This is a genomic window from Emticicia sp. TH156 (assembly GCF_002855535.1).
GTDB lineage: Bacteria > Bacteroidota > Bacteroidia > Cytophagales > Spirosomataceae > Emticicia > Emticicia fluvialis.
This window is the reverse complement of the sequence record NZ_PKRS01000002.1, coordinates 321,851-340,924: the sequence shown is the minus strand read 5'-3', so window position 1 is coordinate 340,924 and position 19,074 is coordinate 321,851. Positions and strand designations below refer to the sequence as shown.

The following is a 19,074-nucleotide window of genomic DNA, read 5'->3' as shown; positions in this document are numbered from 1 at the left end:
CTATTCGGTTAGTAGCTTCAGTACATGTTCTATTTCCTGCGCTCGTTCTACATCCGATACTTTCTCAAACGACACAATCAGGTTTCTCAGAACTCTGCACACAATATCAAGGTTAGTGCAGGGCTGATAAAAGCTATCCTGTGGCAGCAAGTGCATTTGTTTAATGTAGTTGCTAATATCAATCTTAGAAAATATTAACCCTCTGTTAAATACATTTATATAAAACTGTATCTGTGGGTTTTTGTAGGTCAGAACAAACAAGCTGGGTAAATTAACACCGCTTACCGGCATGCCCAGCCGCTTGGCCAGCAACATATAGATGATACAAAGCGAAATCGGGTTGCCTTTGCGTTGTTCAAAAACCTGATTCAACATAGAGTTGGCCGGAGAATGAAAGTTCTTCGTATTGGCCTGAAACTTATACTTGTCAAAAAACACCTGATTCAATATCCTTACCTGATCGTGCGGGTGCAAATCGTCCCTGAATTCCAGCCAGGTATCAAAATAAATATCGTTCAGGCTCTGGCGCAATTTTTCAAGACTGATATCAGGATACTGATACGTTGCCACAATCCACATACCTTCCAGCAAATCCTGGTGCCCGTTATTTTTCCAATCTACTAATCTGGTAACTAATAAGTTGTATTGCAAGTCATGAATAAGGTCTTCAATTTTCTTTTGCAACACCGGATTCAACCCGTTTTCCTGCCAATGGTCTTCCAGCAAAGGAATCACCGCGCCACCAATCGTTCTCAATTGTTTTTCTACATGCTGTACTACTTCCATATCTTCATCGTCGAGAAGTGTTACCAGCGCCTTTATTTCTGATTCTTTCATACCTGCTCCGTTACGGCTTTAAATAGCTGACAGTCAGTGTGCTAACTGCTATGCTACGGCCATGTTAAAACTTCAAACCTCAAAATTTTCTAATTCCACCTCTAAATTCATACTTTTGCCAAAAAAACAAATAGTTTTGCTAAAAAACTTTTTCAAAAACTTTAACAGGATAATTTAAGCTTATGAAAATCTTAGTTACCGGCGGTGCCGGATTTATTGGCTCCCACACAGTAGTTGAACTGGTGAACGCCGGTTATGACCCTGTTATTATTGATAATTTCAGCAATTCTGAAAAAACCATGCTGCAAGGCCTGGAAAAAATACTGGATAAGTCTGTAAAGTATTATGAAAACGACTGTAACGATATAGCATCTCTTGAAAAGATTTGTGCAGAAGAAAATATTGAAGGAATCATCCATTTTGCTGCCTATAAAGCCGTAGGTGAGTCGGTGCAGCAACCGCTTAAATATTATGAAAACAACATAGGCTCAACCCTTAATGTACTGGAGGTGATGCTGAAACTGAATATCAAGAACCTTGTTTTTTCATCGTCATGTACGGTATATGGCCAGCCAGATTCAATACCTGTAACAGAAGATACACCGCGTAAGCCAGCGGCATCGCCTTATGGCAATACCAAAACTATTTGTGAAGACATACTTCGAGACACAATAGCAGCAGGTAATGCTTTAAAAATTATATCATTACGTTATTTTAACCCTATTGGTGCGCACCCTTCTGCTCATATCGGCGAGCTGCCAAGAGGCGTACCTGGCAATCTTGTTCCGTTTATTACACAAACAGCTATAGGCAAAAGAGAGAAACTGACCGTTTTCGGGAACGACTACGATACCCCCGATGGTACCAATGTAAGAGACTTTATACATGTGGTTGATTTAGCAAAGGCGCACGTTTCGGCATTAAAATTGCTTTCAGAGAAACAAGATAATTTTTATGAGGTATTTAATGTAGGCACAGGCCGTGGAAATACTGTATTAGAGGTTATAAAAGCCTTTGAAAAAGTGAATAATATAAAACTGAATTATGAGATAGGGCCGCGCAGGGCAGGAGACGTTGAGAAAATATATGGAAGTGTTGAGAAAGCTGAAAAACTAATGGGCTGGAAAACCGAGAAGTCGTTGGAAGAAAGTGTGGAAGATGCCTGGCGTTGGGAAAAGAAAATAGCTGAAAACAAATAATGCCATGTGCTAAAACGCCGGTAGTTAAACTATTTGCCGGCCTTTTGTAATACCTAAACTGAAATAGAAAGATGCAATCAAAACACATTTTAATAACCGGCGGAGCAGGCTTTATTGGTTCTCATGTAGTTCGCCTATTCGTTACCAAGTATCCCGATTATCAGATTGTTAATCTGGATAAACTAACCTACGCCGGTAATCTTGAAAACCTGAAAGATATTGAGCACCTGCCTAACTATTCATTTGAGAAAGGTGATATTGTAGATGCTGATTTTCTGAAAGGACTGTTTCAGAAGTACAATTTTGATGGCGTTATTCATCTGGCCGCTGAGTCGCACGTTGACAGGTCGATAACAGACCCTATGGCATTTGTGATGACCAACGTTATAGGCACCGTTAACTTGCTTAATGCGGCTCGCGAGGTATGGAAAGAAAACAATTATGAAGGTAAGCGATTCTACCATGTATCGACCGATGAGGTGTATGGTGAACTGCATGACCCGAAGGAGTTCTTCCTTGAAACCACCAGCTATGATCCGCGTTCTCCGTATTCAGCCTCAAAGGCTTCATCTGACCACTTTGTAAGGGCTTATCATAATACCTACAAGCTACCGGTGGTGGTTTCTAATTGCTCTAATAATTACGGGCCGAATCACTTTCCTGAAAAACTGATTCCGCTAATGATTAACAATATCATACATCATTTGCCTTTGCCGGTATATGGAAAAGGCGAAAACGTGCGCGACTGGCTGTATGTAAAAGACCATGCACGTGCTATTGATGTTATTTACCACAAAGGCGGTAATGGAGAGACCTACAACATTGGCGGCTTTAACGAATGGAAGAATATTGACCTGGTGCATCTGCTTTGCAAAATAATGGATGAAAAACTCGGCCGCCCTGAGGGTACCTCTGCCGGATTAATCACTTATGTGCAAGACCGTGCCGGGCACGATTTAAGATATGCCATAGATGCCACCAAACTAATGAACGAACTGGGTTGGCAGCCCTCTCTTCAATTTGAAGAAGGTCTTACAAACACTGTAGAGTGGTATCTTGAAAACACTACCTGGTTAAAAAACGTAACCAGTGGCGATTACATGAAATACTACGAAAGCATGTACACCGGAAGATAAGATTCCGGAAGTTTATAAAAGAGAAAGGCACGGGAAGCCGTGCTTTTCTTGTATCTTATGATGCTGAAGACTTATCTACCGGCCTTTTACTCCAGAAGCTGGCAAGCAGCGACCCGTTTATGTTCATGATTGGCCCGAATAACGCAGGGGCTATGCCTACTGTAGCCAGCTTACCCATTGCCTTTGCTAAGCCGGAGGCCAGCCCGGCATTTTGCAGCCCGACCTCAATGGCTACGGTGCGGCAATCTTGCTCGGGCAGCTTAAATAATCTGGCGCCCCAGTAGCCCAAAATAAATCCACCTACATTATGAATTACAGTAGCAAAAACCAAAGCCAAACCAACGGCTTGAATTGATTTTTGCCCGGCAGCTGTAATTACCACAAGTATTATTGTTATTCCCCCCATTGATATAAGCGGCAGTATTTTCTGTAATAGCGTATTATGATTTTTTAGTAATTTGTTAACCAGAAAACCAATGCTGATGGGAACAATTATCATTTTAACGATATCTGACATCATAGACCAGAAATTGATTTCAATGAATTGTCCACCCAGCATTTTCATCAGAAAAGGTGTAAGAAAAGGTGCCAGAATAGTTGCAAGTGAGGTGATAGTAATTGATAAGGCGACATTGGCTTTTGAAATATAGGAAATAACGTTTGACGCCAGCCCGCTGGGCGAGCAGCCTACCAGAATAACACCCGCAGCAATTTCAGGAGGGAAATTGAAGGTACTGGCAATGGCAAAGCCTAAAAATGGCATAATAGTAAACTGACATACCAGCCCAATAATAACCGCCTTTGGCATTTTTATTACTCCCAGAAAATCGTCGTAGGTCATGGTTGTACCCATACCGAACATAATTATCTGCAAAAGAGGGATAATCAGCTCTTTTAACTGAAAACCATTGACTTCAATAAAATATTGCGGATAAAAATAAGCAAGGCTAACTGCCGCTATCAGGCAGAGGGTGTAGAGGTAGTTTTTCATCAAGAGTCATAGTTATAGGTTGAATGTTGCGGTTGGCAGGCACCAATCAGGCCTTTGGGTGCGCCTGTTGATATACTTTCTTTAGTTTTTCAATGGTATTGTGCGTGTAAACCTGTGTTGCGGCCAGGCTGGTGTGGCCCAGCAAATCTTTAATAGCGTTCAGGTCGGCACCCCGGTTAAGCAGATGCGTGGCAAAAGTGTGCCTTATAACGTGGGGACTTTTTTGTTCAAGAGAGGTAACGGGCGTTAAGTGTTTTTTCACCAACCGCTGTATAAACATCGGATACGCCTGCACTCCGCTGTCAGTTAAAATCAGGTAAGGGGTATCTTCGTAATTGCTCAGAAACTCTTTCCTGTAAATCAGATAAACAGCAATGGCCTCTGCCAAGCCTTTATTGACAGGAATAACCCTTTGCTTGTTTCTTTTGCCCAGCACGGTAAGTGTCTGGTTAAATAGATTGACATCAGCCGTTTTTAAGCCAATTAACTCAGCCAGCCGCATACCTGTGCCGTAGAGTAGTTCCAGAACCAGTTTATCCCGGTGTCCGCCAAAATCGGCTTCAAAACCGGTTTCGTCCAGCATCGTTTTCATAGGTTTTTCCTCAACAAATTTCGGTAGGGGTTTGTCGGTTTTCAATGCCCTTACTTTAAGCATCGGGTCGGCATTGATGGCTTTGCGACGAAGCAGAAAATCATAAAAACTGCGGAGAGTAGCTATTTTCCGGTTGATGCTCCGGTTATCCATTTTTTCTTCAGCCATGCCGGCTATCCAAGACCTTATCATCTGTGAATCGGCCTTTTCAGGCTCTTTCAGTTCGTATTGAAAGAGGAGATAAGACGAAAACTGCTTCATATCGTTTTCATAAGCGGTAAGCGTATGCCGACTAAGCCGTTTTTCGAATTGGATATACTGTAAAAAATAAAAAACCATATTAGCGGTAAACAATTTGCTTTAGGCAATTGAAACTGCTAATATGGTTTAAAATATATCTATTTACAATTAAGCACCGAAATTTAGTTTCGGTTAGGCTGTCAATTGATTTTAGATTTCTTCGTTGCTTCTTAGTTTTGTTACATAACGAGCATGTATAACCTCGTTACGACGAGCTACAGAAGGTTTCTCAAAAGCCTGACGTTTACGCAACTGACGCAACACACCAGTTTTTTCAAATTTCTTTTTAAAACGTTTCAACGCTTTATCAATAGACTCGTTTTCTTTTACATTTACTACTAACATATAGATACACCTCCTTTTGTTTGGGCTGCAAATGTAGAAATAATTAATTGTTTTTTCAAGTATCCGTCAGGTTTTTATGAAATTTAATCGGGGCAGGTCTGCAAGTCTTTTTTTAAAAGGTGTAGTTTTGCACCGGAAACATCACCAGAATACCGCTTCATGAAAATAGCCGTCATTGATTTAGGAACCAATACTTTTCATTTATTGATTGTTGAGAACAACCAGACACTTTACAGAGAGTCTATCCCGGCTAAAATAGGGCAGGGGGGTATTAGCCAAGGTATTATTTCTGAAGAGGGTATCCAGAGAGCCTTGCGTGTTCTTAAGCATTTTAAGAGCATTATTGATAGCCATGACATAGAAACTAAGCAGGTATTTGCCATTGGTACCAGCGCTATCAGAAATGCGGCCAATAAAGATGAATTTGTTAATCGTGTAGCAGAAGAAACCGGTATCATAGTTCAGGTAATTTCAGGAGATAAAGAAGCTGAACTGATATATGATGGCGTAAAAGAAGCCGTGCCCATTAAAGAAACATCAATGGTGATGGATATTGGCGGTGGCAGTGTAGAATTTATTATCGGTAATGCAGACAGGATTCTCTGGAAACAGAGCTTTGAAATAGGCGGACAACGATTAATGGATAAGTTTATGAAGACCGACCCTGTTTCTATGCGCTCGATACAACAGATGGATGATTACTTCCGAGAGCAGTTATTGCCGCTGGCCAATGCCTGCCATCAGTATGACCCTAAAATTTTAATCGGCTCGTCAGGTTCTTTTGATACCTTGATTGATATGCAATACATGCGGGAAAAAGGAGTATTACCTGAAGAACAACAAGTAGGATTTGAGTATTCAATTCCAGAGTTTTACAGGGCGTATGACGAACTGGTATTTAAAAACCATACTGATCGAATGGCGATTCCGGGAATGATAGAACTGCGTGTAGATATGATTGTAGTAGCGGTTTGCCTTATTAAATATGTGATACAGGCTTTTGGAATCAATCACGTGCAGGTTTCCAGATATTCACTGAAAGAAGGTATATTGTCCAGGATTATATCTGGCAATGCACTTTGACGGCATTTTTAAAAAGAGTCCGGGCATTGCCCGGGCTCTACTCAGCTAATATCTTCAATTATCAGACCCCTTCTGCTACTACTTCTTTCACTTCAGGTACCATTGTTGTTAATAAACGTTGGATACCGTCACGCAGGGTAACTGTTGATGAAGGGCAACCGCTGCAAGAGCCTTGAAGGTAGACTTTTACCTGGCCTGTTATTTCATCAAAAGATGCAAAGTTGATAGCACCGCCGTCAGACTCAACTGCCGGCCGAACGTACTGGTCAAGCGTCGATTTAATTTTTGCCACTACGGCCGAATCATTGGCGTCAATAATCAGGGTATTTTTATCAATAGTTTTTTGTGTAAAAACCGGGTGGTTCTGCTCAAAATATATTTTCAGAAACTTTTTAACATCATAAACTACATCTTCCCACTCAGTATCATCATCTTTTGTGATGGTAATAAAATTGGCTGCAATAAAAATTCTTCTTACAAAAGGGAATTGGAAGAGGTCTGCCGCCAAAGGCGAAGCCTTACCTTCTTCTGCAGTAGAAACAATGGTGGGGTAGTCGAAAGACAATCCGTCCGGAGCCAGCTCAAAATTCAATACGAATTTCATTGAATTCGGATTTGGGCTCAGTTCGGTATATATCATTGTTTGGCGTTGAAGCATGACAATTGTTTTGTATTTTAAATGAATTAGTGTCTTGTTAAGAACATAAAACACCAGAAATAAGTTTATTGAGGCACAAAAAAACCTGCCCGTAAAGGCAGGTCTACATGTCGTTTGCAGGGTGCTGATTAAGCTTCTGCTACTACGTTAACGAATGATTTTCCGTCACGTCCTTTTTTAAATTCTACGATACCATCGGTTAATGCGAAAAGTGTATGGTCTCTGCCCACACCTACGTTTACACCCGGATTATGTTTGGTACCACGTTGACGAACAATGATGTTACCAGCGATAGCCGTTTGGCCACCAAACAATTTAACGCCTAAGCGCTTGCTTTCTGATTCGCGGCCGTTTTTTGACGAACCGACACCTTTTTTGTGTGCCATGACCTTATTCTCTTTTAATTAGTGAATTGCAATGAATAAATGTTTTTGTTGCTGAGCATTTCACTCAACCAGTTTTACGCTCCGATTTCGTCGATTTGAATTTTGGTCAAATACTGACGGTGACCGTTCTTTTTAACGTAGCCCTTACGACGTTTTTTCTTGAAAACAATTACTTTCTCGCCTTTAAGGTGTTCAAGGATGGTTGCTTTTACAGAAGCACCAGCTACGGTTGGAGTACCTACAGAAATGGTTCCACCGTTGTCAACAAGGAGTACCTTGTCGAATACAAGTTCAGCGTTCGTTTCACCCTCTAATCTGTTTGTGTAGAGCGTACGACCCTTTTCAACTTTAAATTGCTGACCTGCGATTTCTACGATTGCGTACATTTTTTGAATGATAGATTTACAATGAATACTGTTTTATTCTGAATAAGCGCTGATTAATGTCTGAAACGCATTATTTAGGGGTGCAAAGTTAAGAATATATTTTTGTTTTTCAAACTATTGCTTTCTATGATTTTTTTTATAAAATTGTAAGAAGTTTCAATCAACCATAACGTACACACCTATGAAAATTCGTCAGATATTGCAGAAAAAGAAAATCAATGCCCTGTTTTCGGTTTCGTCAGACACAACTGTATACAATGCACTTGTAGAGATGGCAGATAAAAACATAGGGGCGGTTTTAGTAATTGACAACGGAACCCTTTCCGGAATTTTCTCTGAGCGCGACTACGCCCGCAAGATTGTCTTGAAAGGCCTGCACTCAGATGAAACAAAGGTAAAAGATGTAATGACCGCCAAAGTTATTACCATAGATGTGGAAGATAAACTGGAAAATGCCATGCAGATAATGTCTGACAGGCACATCAGGCACTTGCCAGTAATGGACGGCAGCACGCTGGTAGGCATTATTTCTATCAATGACCTGGTTTCAACGTTAATCAATGAACAGAAGTCTCAGATAGCTTCGTTAGAAAGTTATATATCGGGCAGCTACGCTTAAATTCTTTACAAACTCTTTGGCTCATGCGAATCGATTGATTTCGCTTAATATTATCTGATGGAATTGACAATTGGTACTCCGGCACTTCTTTTTTCTACGGTTTCATTACTGATGATTGCTTTTACTAACCGGTTTCTGGCGCTGGCTAGTCTGATCAGAGATTTGCATTTAAAATACAAAACTGAAGAAGAGAAAGAGAATATAGTTGCACAGATTATCGGTTTACAGCGGCGCATCAGAATTGTAAGGAACATTCAGATAATTGCCATTTCCAGCCTGCTTTTAAGTGCGGTTTGTATGTTATTGATTTTTGTTGGCCGCGAACTGGCAGCCAAATGGATGTTTGGCGGCGCATTGATGCTACAGATAGCAGCACTCACTTTGTCGGTACGTGAAATAACATTATCGATGAATGCCCTGAAACTGGAACTGAGTGATATGGCCGAATTGATTGCGCCTGAGCCATCTTACCGCAGGCGCAAAAATAAATAATTTCTTCATAAGGGCCTTTAAATAAAAAAAAGTTTACAACAATGACTTAATGAAATGCTTATTTGTATTTTTTTTAAGTCTTTTGTTTATATTAACAATATTAGCTTACAAATATGTTTTTATAAGTACTTGCTGTTAATAAATATTCTACTCATAACAAATTGTAAAATATGAACCATGGAGGAATTGGGTATATAACAAAAGAGGGACGTCTAGAACTTCCGCCTGATTTATTAGAGCCACTTAACATAAATTTGGAAAATAATTCTTTGTATGGGATTTACTATCCACCTCCTTCAAGCACTGAATATGATGAAGTAAGATTACAGCATGATTTTATGCTTACACCTATTCCTCCACGTTATTGGCCTATTTGCGGTCGTTTGTTGCTAAGATTGAAGAATATACCTAAGACATCAAAAAAGATAACGGAATTCTTAAAGGAAAGAAATATATCAATAGTAATGTCAGAAATGACACGCTCTGGACATCGTTATTGTGCATGGAGCCTTCAGATAATTTTTGAAGAATTAATAGAGCGTGAGGATCATTCCTTAAGAAACTTTAATATTGAAAAAACGATATTTTATGATATTGATGAAAGACTATTGTCTTTAAAAAAGGACATTGAAGGAGCTTTTTCAGACAGTATCTTATTTTTTAATCCTAATGATCTTGATTTAAATACGGCCGTGTACGTAATGCCAAATACAGCACTTGCATATTTTTATAAACATTATTTGGAGCACAAAGACGATTTTATTTATTCAACGTTTAAGTTAAAGGGTAAACAAACTTCTGGAGCAGAATTGCATTCTGCAGGTGGTAAGTTTATTAAAATTATTAAGGAGATACAAAGACGAAATAATAATAAGGACTTGTTATTACCATCTTTGGTCCTTACAGATTTGGATACGAGGTATTTAAATATTAGAATATTAGCAATTTCACAACATGATTCAAAAAGATTTTTCGAATTAATTGTTGATTATAGTCGTAATGGTTTTCCGGAGAAGTGTATAGGAATTATGTCAGCAATAATGGATTGTATCCCTCACTACTACAATTGTTGGGGAATTCATAATAATACATTGCTAAGTCTGCCAGAAATGGAAGAAGGAAGAATGATGTTTTTGCTTGAAAATACTCGATTTAAAGGAAATCTACACAAAGAGTGTATTTTTGAGGCGAAGAATAATTTTGTTGATGAGCTAAAAGATGTATTAACTAAATGTTTAGAAAATTGTTCAATAGATAATATACAAACTATTCCATTAATTTATGAATATGCTATAAGCAGTGTAAAACAAAGAAAAGCCTATAAGAGAGGAACAAAGTTTGATGTCTTTATTAGTTATTCAAAGAAGGACAAAAAAATTGTTGACATGATTAAGGATATACTAGAAAAGAATGAGCTAGAAGTATTTGTTTTTGATTATGATTTAAAAAGTGCAGATAAGTTTGATGATGAAATAAAGCAGGCTCTACATGACTCAAGAGAAATATGGATTTTATGGAGTGAAAATTCCAAAGGCAGTGAATATGTGACCTCAGAATGGTCGACAGGATGGGCCAATGATAAATTTATGGTTCCTATTTGTTATAATGTAGCTTTTAACACCTTACCTCCACGATTGAGTAGATTACAAGGGGCTGAAATTAACAGTATAAAAATTTTTGAAGAGTCATCAACTTTATCGGATAAGTTAGCGAAATTTGTAAATGAGGCTAAAGCAAGAAGGTATGATTCTCTTATTTTTAACGCAAGAAGATGATAAACTAATTCTAATTATTAAGGCTACAAATTATTAATGGGTCTCTAAAATTATGGGCTTATCCTTAAATCCTTTTAGAACTTAAGTATTTTTATAAAAAAGTATAAAAAAGTTTAATAATTTTTGATTTCAATCATCTTTTCTTTGAATATATCCCATAATAAAGTTTTAATGATTCTTTAACATAGAATTTATTAGCAGCCCGTGGATAATCAGGTATTGAGCCACTACATAGGTGCTCATAATCCAGAGCCCTGCCAGTGGCACTGACACCACAAATTTATTGAGCGCTATGAGGGAATCGGAAATGATGAATAAAACAGCGCCAATGAGTACTACTTCATAACTTTTGTCATTTACCTGCCGCTCGCTGGCACGGATACCCATCAGGGTTATTACTACTGAATACAATATAACCGGAATCTTGAAGTCGGCAGGGATTCTGTTTAGCAGAAAAAACAGTAACAAACAGGCATAAGATATAAATGGCAGCCAACGGAAATGGCGCGATTTACCCTCTTGCTGAAACAGAAGTATATAACAGACATGCCCAAGCAGAAATGCACCCAGGCCCATCAGAAAGTAATCAGGGTTTAATTGCTGAAACATCAGGAAGGTGTCTCCGAGGCAAGAGAAAAATAAAGCAAATAACACAAGCCGGTCTCTTTTACTAAATGTGGCACGGGTGTGCTGGTAGTAAAAAACGGCCAGGGTAATCATCAGCAGCGGTTTTGTAATATAGCCAAGCCATTCGGTTTCCAGTAAGCCTGAAGCAATGTTTATCGCAGACAGGCCATAGAAGATAAAAGTCTGGTTACGATTCATAGTAAGGTGTTTTAAGAAATATTGAGTTGTTCTCCGATTTTCTCTGCTAATATAACAGCCTTTTCCATAGGTAAAAAATCTACGTTTGCCAGCACATCTGTTGGTCGGTGGATGTTTGGCATTCGTCCGTGTGCATCAAGTGCTGCCAGCGTTACAGCAGGAATGCCTGCGCGCTGAAACCAGACTGAATCAAAGTCAGCCGTATGCCAGGCTCCTGTGGTTACGTTTTTTAATGCAGGCTGCGCTGCAACGGTTTGTTTAGCTATTTGTATCAACTGGTTGTCATACACAATGTTAGACCAACTGCCGGTTTGGGTAATAATTTTCAGATTGCCGCTGCCGAGGGTATCAAAATTAATCAGATAGGTTTCTTTATTAAATTCGGTATAATGCTTTTTCATGTAGGCTCTGGCTCCTATCATACCTACTTCTTCAGCACCTGTGAGAACCAGTTCTACATCCAGATAGTCTAAATTCTTAGCCCATAGTTTCTCGGCAGTGGCAACAGCGGCCGCTACTCCGGTGGCATTGTCAGAAGCGCCATTTGAATAGCCAAGGCGGAAATAGTCTACCGTGCCCACTACACCTTGTAACAGAAAATAAAAGGCCAATACATTGCCTATCATCATAATGAAGTTATTCGGCACCAGAAACTGAGAAATAGCTATAAACTGAGCTACAATCATGAGGAACAAACTCATTTTTAATGATTTCCGGAAGTTGCCAATCATTTCGGGGCGATAAAGGACGGAAATAGGGGCGGTGTCCCAATGTGCCATCAGGATGAGTTTCTTAGGTTTGCTGGTTGCTTTACTTTTAGGCTTAACTACGAGGTTATACGAAGTAACCAGTGGAGGAAAACCCGTAACCGGCGATGCGTACCAGTTGAAATACAGCATAGCCAGTGTTACAAATATGAGTGTGATAAAAAGCCCGGCAATTGGAGAGAAATTAAGAGTTAATAAACCCGCAAACAAACCACCGATGAGCCACCAGACAATAGAAATGTAAGTTTTTGGCGTTTTGAACGACTCCCTTGATACTTCCTGTTCCGGAAACAAACTGCTGAGATAATCAAGCACAGGTATTTCATTAGCGGTGGCTACACCCCTGTTAGGAAAAGCTGCCAGTTTTTCTACAATTTGTTTCGCGGTCATATTGGGTTTTAGTTAGGGTTTCACTAAGTAAGTCAAAGCGTTTTAGTCTAGTATTTCATAATCTATTATATCGAGCTTCGCCGTAGAAGATAATTGTATTTTTTTAATGAATGTATTTTTTACTCGCCATTCGTAATCACTTTTTGAAACAGTAAGCCTTACGGTTTTGTCTTGATGCACATATTTTTGGTTACCGTAATTATAATTATAAGTTTTAAAAACATTTTTATCACTGGTAATAAACTTTATCTCGGGATAATCGTAAAGTTCTAATTCAGCATTGTATTTGGAAAATGTTATATTACTTATTCTACTATTAAAGTATATTTTTTCGTCTGATTCTGACTTTGTTCTTACAATTAGCCAGAATACAAATGGTGTAAGTATAAACAAAGTCAAAATAATCGAATACCCATTTTTTTGTGATGGAGATAATATATCATCTTTATCTCCTGTATCTATTGATTTTAGATTTTTATAAATAGGCAAATTCAGTCTTTTTAAGTAGTCAATAAATTCCGAATAATTTTTATACGCAGATTTATATATATGTATTACTTTGTAATCAGTAATAATAGTTAAATCTGTCGCACTACCATCTCTATAATTATTAGTTACTTCTTCATTCCAGGCTGTAATATCACTTACAGCTATTTCATCCAGATATTTACTTTTATGAGTTTGAATAATAATTTTATCGTCATAAAAAAGGTATACTCTCTCGTGGAAGTTTATTGATATAGATGCTCCGATTAAAAGACATAATAAAGACAATAACATAACCCACCATGAAACTTCAATAATTGATTGCTGGAAAAAAACTATATAAGCATCTAGAAAAATTACGGTAAATAATACAGATTTTAAATAATTATTATTGGGCTTTGAGATAATCGGGACCTCTTCAGTTACATCCATAGTAACAAGTCTGTTTTAGATAAACTTAACTTTCACTCTCAAAAAAAGCCTCAATTTCTTTCCATGATTTGAATCTTTGATAACCGGTTACCTTCTGATTATGAATGGCGCTGAACATCAGCGTTTTACCTTTAAAGGTTTTCAGATTTTTCTCGTGGTCGTCAATCATATAATCGGCGGCTACAATGCTTTTATCTCCGCAAAGTACAATGTTTCGCCATGATATAAACGGAAAATGCTCTTCCAGCCAGTCCATTTTGTCTTTCAATGAATTAGGAAACTCAGTGGCTGCCGACACAATAAATATTTCATATTGCTCATGCAGTTTTTTTATTACTTCTACGGCATCTGCCATTACCTCCACATCTCTGAAAAAGCCCGGTTTAAATATTTCAACCCGAATTTTATGATAGTTTTTTTCTTCAAAAATCTCAAAGTAGGCTTTGTTTTCAAAATGTTGCTCTGTGAAAGCCGTACCGATAATGTGGTTATAAGTTTTCAGGATTTTCTTTCCTGTGGCCGCCATTACGTCATCCATATCAATGGCAATTCTCTTTTTGGTCATTCTTGATTAAGGTTTTGTTTGTGCGAATATAAACATAAGATTTTACAACCCTTCATTTGTGTTTATAAGTGTTTCAGATTTTCATAATGGCACTGCCCAATACTATTTTTTGTGCCTGTTGCTGTTATTTTTAAAAATCATTTTACCTTTGCAACAGTTTTAGGTGCCTTATACAGCTTCCGATAGTTGTTTCAAGGCTTAAAAGGGAATCCCGTGTAAACCGGGAGCTGTCCCCGCAACTGTAAGTTTCTTGAGTGCATTTCAACTGCATGGCCACTGTTATACGGGAAGGCCGGAAATGCTGAGACGAGTCAGGAGACCTGCCCAAAGCTATCCTTATTTGCGCTTTACGGAGGATGAAGCCAACTGAGCGACAGACTATCATTCATTTTACATGTGTTAATTAATTGGGCATTTTTATCAGATGCTTTTGCCTGAGGGTTTTGCCCTTTGCCTTTGCGTGGCTTCTGCTGTCGCAGGAAATTGTATTGGGCCAGACTGACTCAACCAGAATGCTGGACGAAGTGTTGGTGAAAACCTTCGCTCCAACCCGGTTTATGGCAGGGCTAAAGATTCAGCGTATTGATTCCGCCACAATTGAGCAGGCAAAATTTCAGACCCTGGCCGAATTTCTAAACTTTCAGGCACCGGTTAATTTCCGGCCCTATGGAAACGGGCAACTGACAAGTATAGGATTACGAGGTACTTCAAGCAATCATACGGCTGTAGTCTGGAATGGCATCAATATCAACTCACCAAGTACAGGGCAGAGCGATTTCTCCACTCTGCCTGCTGCAGGTTTCGACCTCCTGGCTATTCAATACGGGTCATCGTCATGTGTGGTGGGGTCAGATGCTGTTGGAGGCAGTATACTGCTAGATTCAAAGCCTGTATGGGAAAACAAAATGCAACTAAGTTTTGGACAGAGGCTGGCTAGTTTCGATAACCGGCAGACACAGCTGAGTGCCAGAATTTCTGACAAACGCATTTCTTCCAAAACCGTATTTTATCAGGGGGTATTGAACAACAATTACCCTTATACCGAGCGGAACTATTATCCGGTTGAGCGTTCAACCACTTCTTCAAGAGGCTTTATTCAGGATTTGTTTTATCTCACCAAAAAGCAAAACCAGCTTTCGCTGAACATCTGGGTTTCTGATAATAATGTCGAAATATCACCGCAGTCAATCCATACAAGAGAGGTTTTGCAAACCCAGGCTGTCAGGATTCTGAATACCTACCAATTTAAAAAACTGACTGTAAGAGGAGGTTATGTGCAGGATATTACCAATTATGGTAAAGGTAATTTTGTTAAACCCAGCCGGACAGCCATTGACCGGTTTTTGATTCGTGCCGAACATGAATGGCAGATTTCAAAGTTGACAGCTCATATTGGCTCAGAAGCAGCGCATGTAATAGCCCATGTAGACGAATATGAAAAAAACACCATTGCAGAGAACAGATTAGACGTTTTTGCCTGGCTGAGGTACCAGGTTTCAAAAAGATTACTTGCCTCTCTTAATGTGCGTCAGGCCTTTGTAAAAGGCTTTGAGCCACCCTTAGCCCCTGCTTTGGGGTTTGAATATCAGCTTACTGAATCCACCAAATTAACGGGCAATGTTTCACGCAGCTACCGGGTGCCTACCATGAACGAACGCTATTGGTCTGAATTAGGCAACCCGGAGCTGAAGCCCGAAGACGGATTTAATAAAGAGATGGGTATTAGCTGGAATAAGCAGCACCATACTTTCAGTTTTAGCTCGTCGATGAATCTGTATCATAATCTGATTGACAACTGGGCCTACTGGAATCCGGATTTGAATTACAAGGTACAGAATCTGCAACAGGTATTGGCCAAAGGTCTGGAGCTTACACACAAAACGCAATATCAGCGCGAGCAACTAGCGATTGGGTTTCATGCCCAATATGCTTACACGCATTCTTCGCAGCAGAAAGCTTATAATGTTTTCTCTGACGATGTAATAGGTAAGCAGTTGATTTACATACCGAAGCACAATTTTACCGCCAATTTATATTACCAGACAAACGGGAAAACCGGGTGGCTGAAAAAACACGGAACGCCGTTCCGTGCAACGCTTCAATGGCAAGCCAATAGCCGCCGGTATTACACTTTCGACAACTCTAAATGGCTCGATGGCCAGCATTTGGTAAACCTGATACTTGAAAGTGGCCTGAAATGGAAGCATGCAGATGGTCGATTGTTTTTTCAGATTAACAACCTGTTTGATGAGCTCTACCTTAACTCAAAACGCAATGCCATGCCCGGCAGAAATTATGCAATCAACTTTGTTTTTAACATAAATAAGTAATCCAGATGAACTACAAAAAATTATTGTTACTTGGTTTTGTTTCTATTGCTTTATTCTCTTGCGAAACCAAGGATGCAGAACCCGCACAACCATACGACACAGGTGTGATAGTGATTAACGCCGGCAACTTTTTTGATAACAACGGCACACTATCTTTTCTGAAACGAGATTCTACAAAAGCTACCCTTGATGTTTTTCAAAAAGAAAATAAACGCTCAATTGTAGGGGGTATTACAGAATACGCAGAAATAGACGGTAAAGGAATTATATTAGTAGATAACTCTACTGACGGCCAAGACGCCATTGAAATTGTAAATGCCCGTACCTTTAAGTCGGTGGCGTCAATAAAAGAAGTTGAAAACCCACGCAGCGCTATCAAAGTTGCTTCTAATAAAGCTTATGTAGTTTGTTGGGACGTGCTGAATGCCGATTATTCATACAAACCAGGGTATGTTCTGGTAATTGATTTGAACACCAATAAAGTAACTAAAAAAATTGCTGTTCAAAATGGCGCCGAAGGAATTGTGGTTGCAGGTAATGAAGCCTTTATTGGTAATGACCCTTACTCAGGCAAGAGCGAGATTACCGTAATTGATATTGCCAAAGATGAGGTGTCTGGTAAAATTTCGATGAAAGGCGGTACCACCAATCTTGTAGTTGATGCCAACAACAAGATTTGGTGTTCGGTTGGGAAAGAGGTTTTCCGTATTAATCCATCTTCCAAATCAATCGAAGCCACTTTCAGTACCGAAAAAACAACAGGTAAAGTACCCGGAAAATTGATTTTAAGTGCCGACAAAAGAACTATCTATTTTGATTATTCGAATTGGAGTGAAGGCGGAGAAGTATATAGCTTTAATATAAGCGATGCGGCAATATCAACCGCCAAGCCCTTAATCAGGCGTACATTGTCTGGCCTGGGATTTGATACTAATGCAAATATCATCTATGCTGGTGTTACGCCGTCCTACAAGCAGGCAGGTTATGTTTTCAGGTATAAAGTAACCGGAGAACTGATTGATTCTGTAAAAGTAGAAATTGCACCCAGTAAGTTTTTCTTCAAATAAGATGTTGGCCTGTTGCGCAATACCGTAAACCGGGTATGACAAAAGCCACCATAAACCTATAAAAAAATGCACAGAATTGCCGATGTTTTGGGCTTTCTGTGCATTCTTCGTTTCTAAATGCTATCTTTACATTTTTACCAATCAAAATTATTAATTAAAACTTGCAATTTAGCGAATTTAACCTAAATGAAGACCTGTTGTCTGGCGTAAACGCCATGAATTTCGTACAGGCTTCTCCTATTCAGGAGCAAACCATTCCTATTATTCTTTCAGGAAAAGACCTTCTTGCTTCTGCGCAAACCGGCACAGGCAAAACCGCTGCCTTTCTTATTCCTTTGCTAGACCACGTTGTGCGAAACCAAAGTAACCAGACCTCGGTGCTGGTGCTTGTACCTACGCGTGAGCTGGCTAAACAAATAGATGAACAAATAGAAGGATTCAGTTATTTTATTAATGCCACCAGCATTGCCATTTATGGCGGCGGAGTAGGGGAAGAGTGGAATCAGCAGCGAAAAGCCCTTGTACATGGTGCCGATATTATTATTGCAACGCCCGGGCGTTTGATGGCGCACATGAAAGCAACAGACCTGAAGTTTGACCACATTAAATGTCTGGTACTTGATGAGGCCGATAAGATGCTGGATATGGGTTTTTCAGACGACATTATGTATATTCTGAAGCACCTGCCGGTGCAAAGACAGAATCTGATGTTTTCGGCAACTATGCCTAAAAAAATAAGAGATTTTGCCAACAGAATACTGAAAGACCCCGCAGAAGTGCGGCTGGCCACATCAAAGCCTGCAGTAGGTATAGACCAGCAGTTTTATATGGCCACCGATACCCAGAAAATACCTTTGCTGGCACATTTGCTAAAAAATGACAATGTGCAGTCGGTCATTGTGTTTTCGTCGCAGAAAATGATGATTGAAAAAATCATCAGGGCTTTAACAAAACTAAACCTGGATGCCCGGGGGATATCATCCGATAATTCGCAGCAGGAACGCGAAAATGTATTGCGAGACTTCAAAAACAAGCAATTTAAGATTCTGGTAGCTACCGATGTGCTTTCAAGAGGGATAGACATCAATAATCTGAGTCATGTAGTAAATTTTGATGTGCCGCGCGATGCCGAAGACTATATCCATCGTATCGGGCGTACAGCCAGAGCAGAAACCACCGGTACCGCTATTACATTTATTAATGAAAGAGATCAATACCGTATTGTAAATATTGAAAAGTTATTGGAGCGCGAAGTTGAAAAGCAAAGCATTACCGAAAGCCTGGGTCTGGGTGTTGCCCCTGAGTATAAAGGGCAGAACAGAAATGCAAGAATCCCAAAACCTGACGGCCAGACGGGTAAACCGAAAAAGAAATTTTTTCGTCGTACTAACAAGCCGGCAGGTAACTGAAGCA

At 39.5% G+C, this 19,074-nt stretch carries 20 protein-coding genes and 1 riboswitch; of the genes, 9 read left to right on the top strand and 11 right to left on the bottom strand.

Translation table 11 applies throughout. The features are described from left to right. Nucleotides 1–837 carry a transglutaminase-like domain-containing protein gene (locus tag C0V77_RS05435; protein ID WP_101725310.1) on the bottom strand — a complete coding sequence of 279 codons (837 nt, stop codon included), beginning with the start codon at nt 835–837 and terminating at the stop codon, nt 1–3. Between the two features lie 182 nt (nt 838–1,019). Here C0V77_RS05435 and galE point away from each other — a divergent pair, with 182 nt between their 5' ends. Continuing rightward, complete coding sequence (galE, locus tag C0V77_RS05430) at nt 1,020–2,036, top strand: UDP-glucose 4-epimerase GalE (RefSeq protein WP_101725309.1); 1,017 nt, start codon at nt 1,020–1,022, stop codon at nt 2,034–2,036. Nucleotides 2,037–2,107: 71 nt separating this feature from the next. Next, nucleotides 2,108–3,172 carry a dTDP-glucose 4,6-dehydratase gene (rfbB, locus tag C0V77_RS05425; protein WP_101725308.1) on the top strand — a complete coding sequence of 355 codons (1,065 nt, stop codon included), beginning with the start codon at nt 2,108–2,110 and terminating at the stop codon, nt 3,170–3,172. Between the two features lie 55 nt (nt 3,173–3,227). Here the strand turns inward: rfbB and C0V77_RS05420 are convergent, their stop codons facing one another. The 3 genes from C0V77_RS05420 to rpsU all read right to left on the bottom strand — a co-directional run bounded on the left by C0V77_RS05420 (nt 3,228) and on the right by rpsU (nt 5,400). After that, entirely contained in the window at nt 3,228–4,163 is a 936-nt protein-coding gene (locus tag C0V77_RS05420) for a bile acid:sodium symporter family protein (RefSeq protein ID WP_101725307.1), read from the bottom strand. Nucleotides 4,164–4,209: 46 nt separating this feature from the next. Further along, nucleotides 4,210–5,094, bottom strand: a complete 885-nt coding sequence (locus C0V77_RS05415; RefSeq protein ID WP_101725306.1) for a tyrosine-type recombinase/integrase — start codon at nt 5,092–5,094, stop codon at nt 4,210–4,212. A gap of 111 nt (nt 5,095–5,205) precedes the next feature. Then, the gene (gene rpsU, locus C0V77_RS05410; RefSeq protein ID WP_101725305.1) at nt 5,206–5,400 is read right to left on the bottom strand and encodes a 30S ribosomal protein S21; all 195 of its coding nucleotides are present in this window, start codon (nt 5,398–5,400) and stop codon (nt 5,206–5,208) included. Between the two features lie 159 nt (nt 5,401–5,559). On the opposite strand from rpsU, the gene C0V77_RS05405 reads away from it, so the two are divergent. Then, nucleotides 5,560–6,483, top strand: a complete 924-nt coding sequence (locus C0V77_RS05405; RefSeq protein WP_101725304.1) for a phosphatase — start codon at nt 5,560–5,562, stop codon at nt 6,481–6,483. 61 nt (nt 6,484–6,544) lie between these two features. Here the strand turns inward: C0V77_RS05405 and C0V77_RS05400 are convergent, their stop codons facing one another. The 3 genes from C0V77_RS05400 to rplU all read right to left on the bottom strand — a co-directional run bounded on the left by C0V77_RS05400 (nt 6,545) and on the right by rplU (nt 7,913). Beyond that, entirely contained in the window at nt 6,545–7,141 is a 597-nt protein-coding gene (locus tag C0V77_RS05400; RefSeq protein ID WP_101725303.1) for a NifU family protein, read from the bottom strand. A 128-nt stretch (nt 7,142–7,269) separates the two neighbouring features. Beyond that, nucleotides 7,270–7,527, bottom strand: coding sequence for a 50S ribosomal protein L27 (rpmA, locus tag C0V77_RS05395; protein WP_101725302.1), 258 nt, complete (start codon nt 7,525–7,527; stop codon nt 7,270–7,272). Between the two features lie 74 nt (nt 7,528–7,601). Continuing rightward, nucleotides 7,602–7,913, bottom strand: coding sequence for a 50S ribosomal protein L21 (gene rplU, locus C0V77_RS05390; RefSeq protein WP_101725301.1), 312 nt, complete (start codon nt 7,911–7,913; stop codon nt 7,602–7,604). Between the two features lie 181 nt (nt 7,914–8,094). On the opposite strand from rplU, the gene C0V77_RS05385 reads away from it, so the two are divergent. The 3 genes from C0V77_RS05385 to C0V77_RS05375 all read left to right on the top strand — a co-directional run bounded on the left by C0V77_RS05385 (nt 8,095) and on the right by C0V77_RS05375 (nt 10,799). Next, a complete protein-coding gene (locus tag C0V77_RS05385; RefSeq protein WP_101725300.1) occupies nt 8,095–8,532 on the top strand; it encodes a CBS domain-containing protein in 438 nt (145 codons plus the stop codon). Nucleotides 8,533–8,589: 57 nt separating this feature from the next. Continuing rightward, nucleotides 8,590–9,024: a DUF2721 domain-containing protein gene (locus C0V77_RS05380; protein ID WP_101725299.1), complete on the top strand. Its 435-nt coding sequence runs from the start codon at nt 8,590–8,592 to the stop codon at nt 9,022–9,024. A gap of 170 nt (nt 9,025–9,194) precedes the next feature. Then, on the top strand, nt 9,195–10,799 hold the full coding sequence (locus C0V77_RS05375; protein WP_101725298.1) for a toll/interleukin-1 receptor domain-containing protein: 1,605 nt from the start codon (nt 9,195–9,197) through the stop codon (nt 10,797–10,799). Between the two features lie 168 nt (nt 10,800–10,967). Here the strand turns inward: C0V77_RS05375 and C0V77_RS05370 are convergent, their stop codons facing one another. The 4 genes from C0V77_RS05370 to C0V77_RS05355 are packed head-to-tail and all read right to left on the bottom strand — an operon-like array spanning nt 10,968 to nt 14,264. Next, nucleotides 10,968–11,624 (bottom strand): lysoplasmalogenase, encoded by a 657-nt coding sequence (locus C0V77_RS05370; protein WP_101725297.1) that lies wholly within the window; start codon nt 11,622–11,624, stop codon nt 10,968–10,970. Between the two features lie 11 nt (nt 11,625–11,635). Further along, the gene (locus C0V77_RS05365; RefSeq protein ID WP_101725296.1) at nt 11,636–12,781 is read right to left on the bottom strand and encodes a M28 family metallopeptidase; all 1,146 of its coding nucleotides are present in this window, start codon (nt 12,779–12,781) and stop codon (nt 11,636–11,638) included. 42 nt (nt 12,782–12,823) lie between these two features. Then, nucleotides 12,824–13,699 (bottom strand): hypothetical protein, encoded by an 876-nt coding sequence (locus tag C0V77_RS05360; protein WP_101725295.1) that lies wholly within the window; start codon nt 13,697–13,699, stop codon nt 12,824–12,826. 25 nt (nt 13,700–13,724) lie between these two features. Beyond that, nucleotides 13,725–14,264: a 5' nucleotidase, NT5C type gene (locus C0V77_RS05355; RefSeq protein ID WP_101725294.1), complete on the bottom strand. Its 540-nt coding sequence runs from the start codon at nt 14,262–14,264 to the stop codon at nt 13,725–13,727. A 144-nt stretch (nt 14,265–14,408) separates the two neighbouring features. Beyond that, a riboswitch (cobalamin riboswitch) is annotated at nt 14,409–14,607 on the top strand. A gap of 100 nt (nt 14,608–14,707) precedes the next feature. Between C0V77_RS05355 and C0V77_RS05350 the strand changes: the two genes are divergently transcribed. From C0V77_RS05350 to C0V77_RS05340, 3 genes are all read left to right on the top strand, one after another. Then, nucleotides 14,708–16,594, top strand: a complete 1,887-nt coding sequence (locus tag C0V77_RS05350) for a TonB-dependent siderophore receptor (RefSeq protein ID WP_229236204.1) — start codon at nt 14,708–14,710, stop codon at nt 16,592–16,594. 5 nt (nt 16,595–16,599) lie between these two features. After that, nucleotides 16,600–17,661: a YncE family protein gene (locus C0V77_RS05345; protein WP_101725293.1), complete on the top strand. Its 1,062-nt coding sequence runs from the start codon at nt 16,600–16,602 to the stop codon at nt 17,659–17,661. 161 nt (nt 17,662–17,822) lie between these two features. Next, a complete protein-coding gene (locus C0V77_RS05340; protein WP_229236203.1) occupies nt 17,823–19,070 on the top strand; it encodes a DEAD/DEAH box helicase in 1,248 nt (415 codons plus the stop codon). Nucleotides 19,071–19,074 lie beyond the last annotated feature (4 nt).

Bases quoted from the DNA above. Each gene is read 5' to 3' on its own strand.
- C0V77_RS05355 (WP_101725294.1), bottom strand. From the start codon at position 14,264: ATGACCAAAAAGAGAATTGCCATTGATATGGATGACGTAATGGCGGCC.
- rpmA (WP_101725302.1), bottom strand. From the start codon at position 7,527: ATGGCACACAAAAAAGGTGTCGGTTCGTCAAAAAACGGCCGCGAATCA.
- C0V77_RS05345 (WP_101725293.1), top strand. From the start codon at position 16,600: ATGAACTACAAAAAATTATTGTTACTTGGTTTTGTTTCTATTGCTTTA.
- C0V77_RS05400 (WP_101725303.1), bottom strand. From the start codon at position 7,141: ATGCTTCAACGCCAAACAATGATATATACCGAACTGAGCCCAAATCCG.
- C0V77_RS05370 (WP_101725297.1), bottom strand. From the start codon at position 11,624: ATGAATCGTAACCAGACTTTTATCTTCTATGGCCTGTCTGCGATAAAC.
- rfbB (WP_101725308.1), top strand. From the start codon at position 2,108: ATGCAATCAAAACACATTTTAATAACCGGCGGAGCAGGCTTTATTGGT.
- C0V77_RS05420 (WP_101725307.1), bottom strand. From the start codon at position 4,163: ATGAAAAACTACCTCTACACCCTCTGCCTGATAGCGGCAGTTAGCCTT.
- galE (WP_101725309.1), top strand. From the start codon at position 1,020: ATGAAAATCTTAGTTACCGGCGGTGCCGGATTTATTGGCTCCCACACA.
- C0V77_RS05435 (WP_101725310.1), bottom strand. From the start codon at position 837: ATGAAAGAATCAGAAATAAAGGCGCTGGTAACACTTCTCGACGATGAA.
- C0V77_RS05405 (WP_101725304.1), top strand. From the start codon at position 5,560: ATGAAAATAGCCGTCATTGATTTAGGAACCAATACTTTTCATTTATTG.
- C0V77_RS05380 (WP_101725299.1), top strand. From the start codon at position 8,590: ATGGAATTGACAATTGGTACTCCGGCACTTCTTTTTTCTACGGTTTCA.
- rpsU (WP_101725305.1), bottom strand. From the start codon at position 5,400: ATGTTAGTAGTAAATGTAAAAGAAAACGAGTCTATTGATAAAGCGTTG.
- C0V77_RS05385 (WP_101725300.1), top strand. From the start codon at position 8,095: ATGAAAATTCGTCAGATATTGCAGAAAAAGAAAATCAATGCCCTGTTT.
- C0V77_RS05360 (WP_101725295.1), bottom strand. From the start codon at position 13,699: ATGGATGTAACTGAAGAGGTCCCGATTATCTCAAAGCCCAATAATAAT.
- C0V77_RS05375 (WP_101725298.1), top strand. From the start codon at position 9,195: ATGAACCATGGAGGAATTGGGTATATAACAAAAGAGGGACGTCTAGAA.
- C0V77_RS05365 (WP_101725296.1), bottom strand. From the start codon at position 12,781: ATGACCGCGAAACAAATTGTAGAAAAACTGGCAGCTTTTCCTAACAGG.
- C0V77_RS05415 (WP_101725306.1), bottom strand. From the start codon at position 5,094: ATGGTTTTTTATTTTTTACAGTATATCCAATTCGAAAAACGGCTTAGT.
- rplU (WP_101725301.1), bottom strand. From the start codon at position 7,913: ATGTACGCAATCGTAGAAATCGCAGGTCAGCAATTTAAAGTTGAAAAG.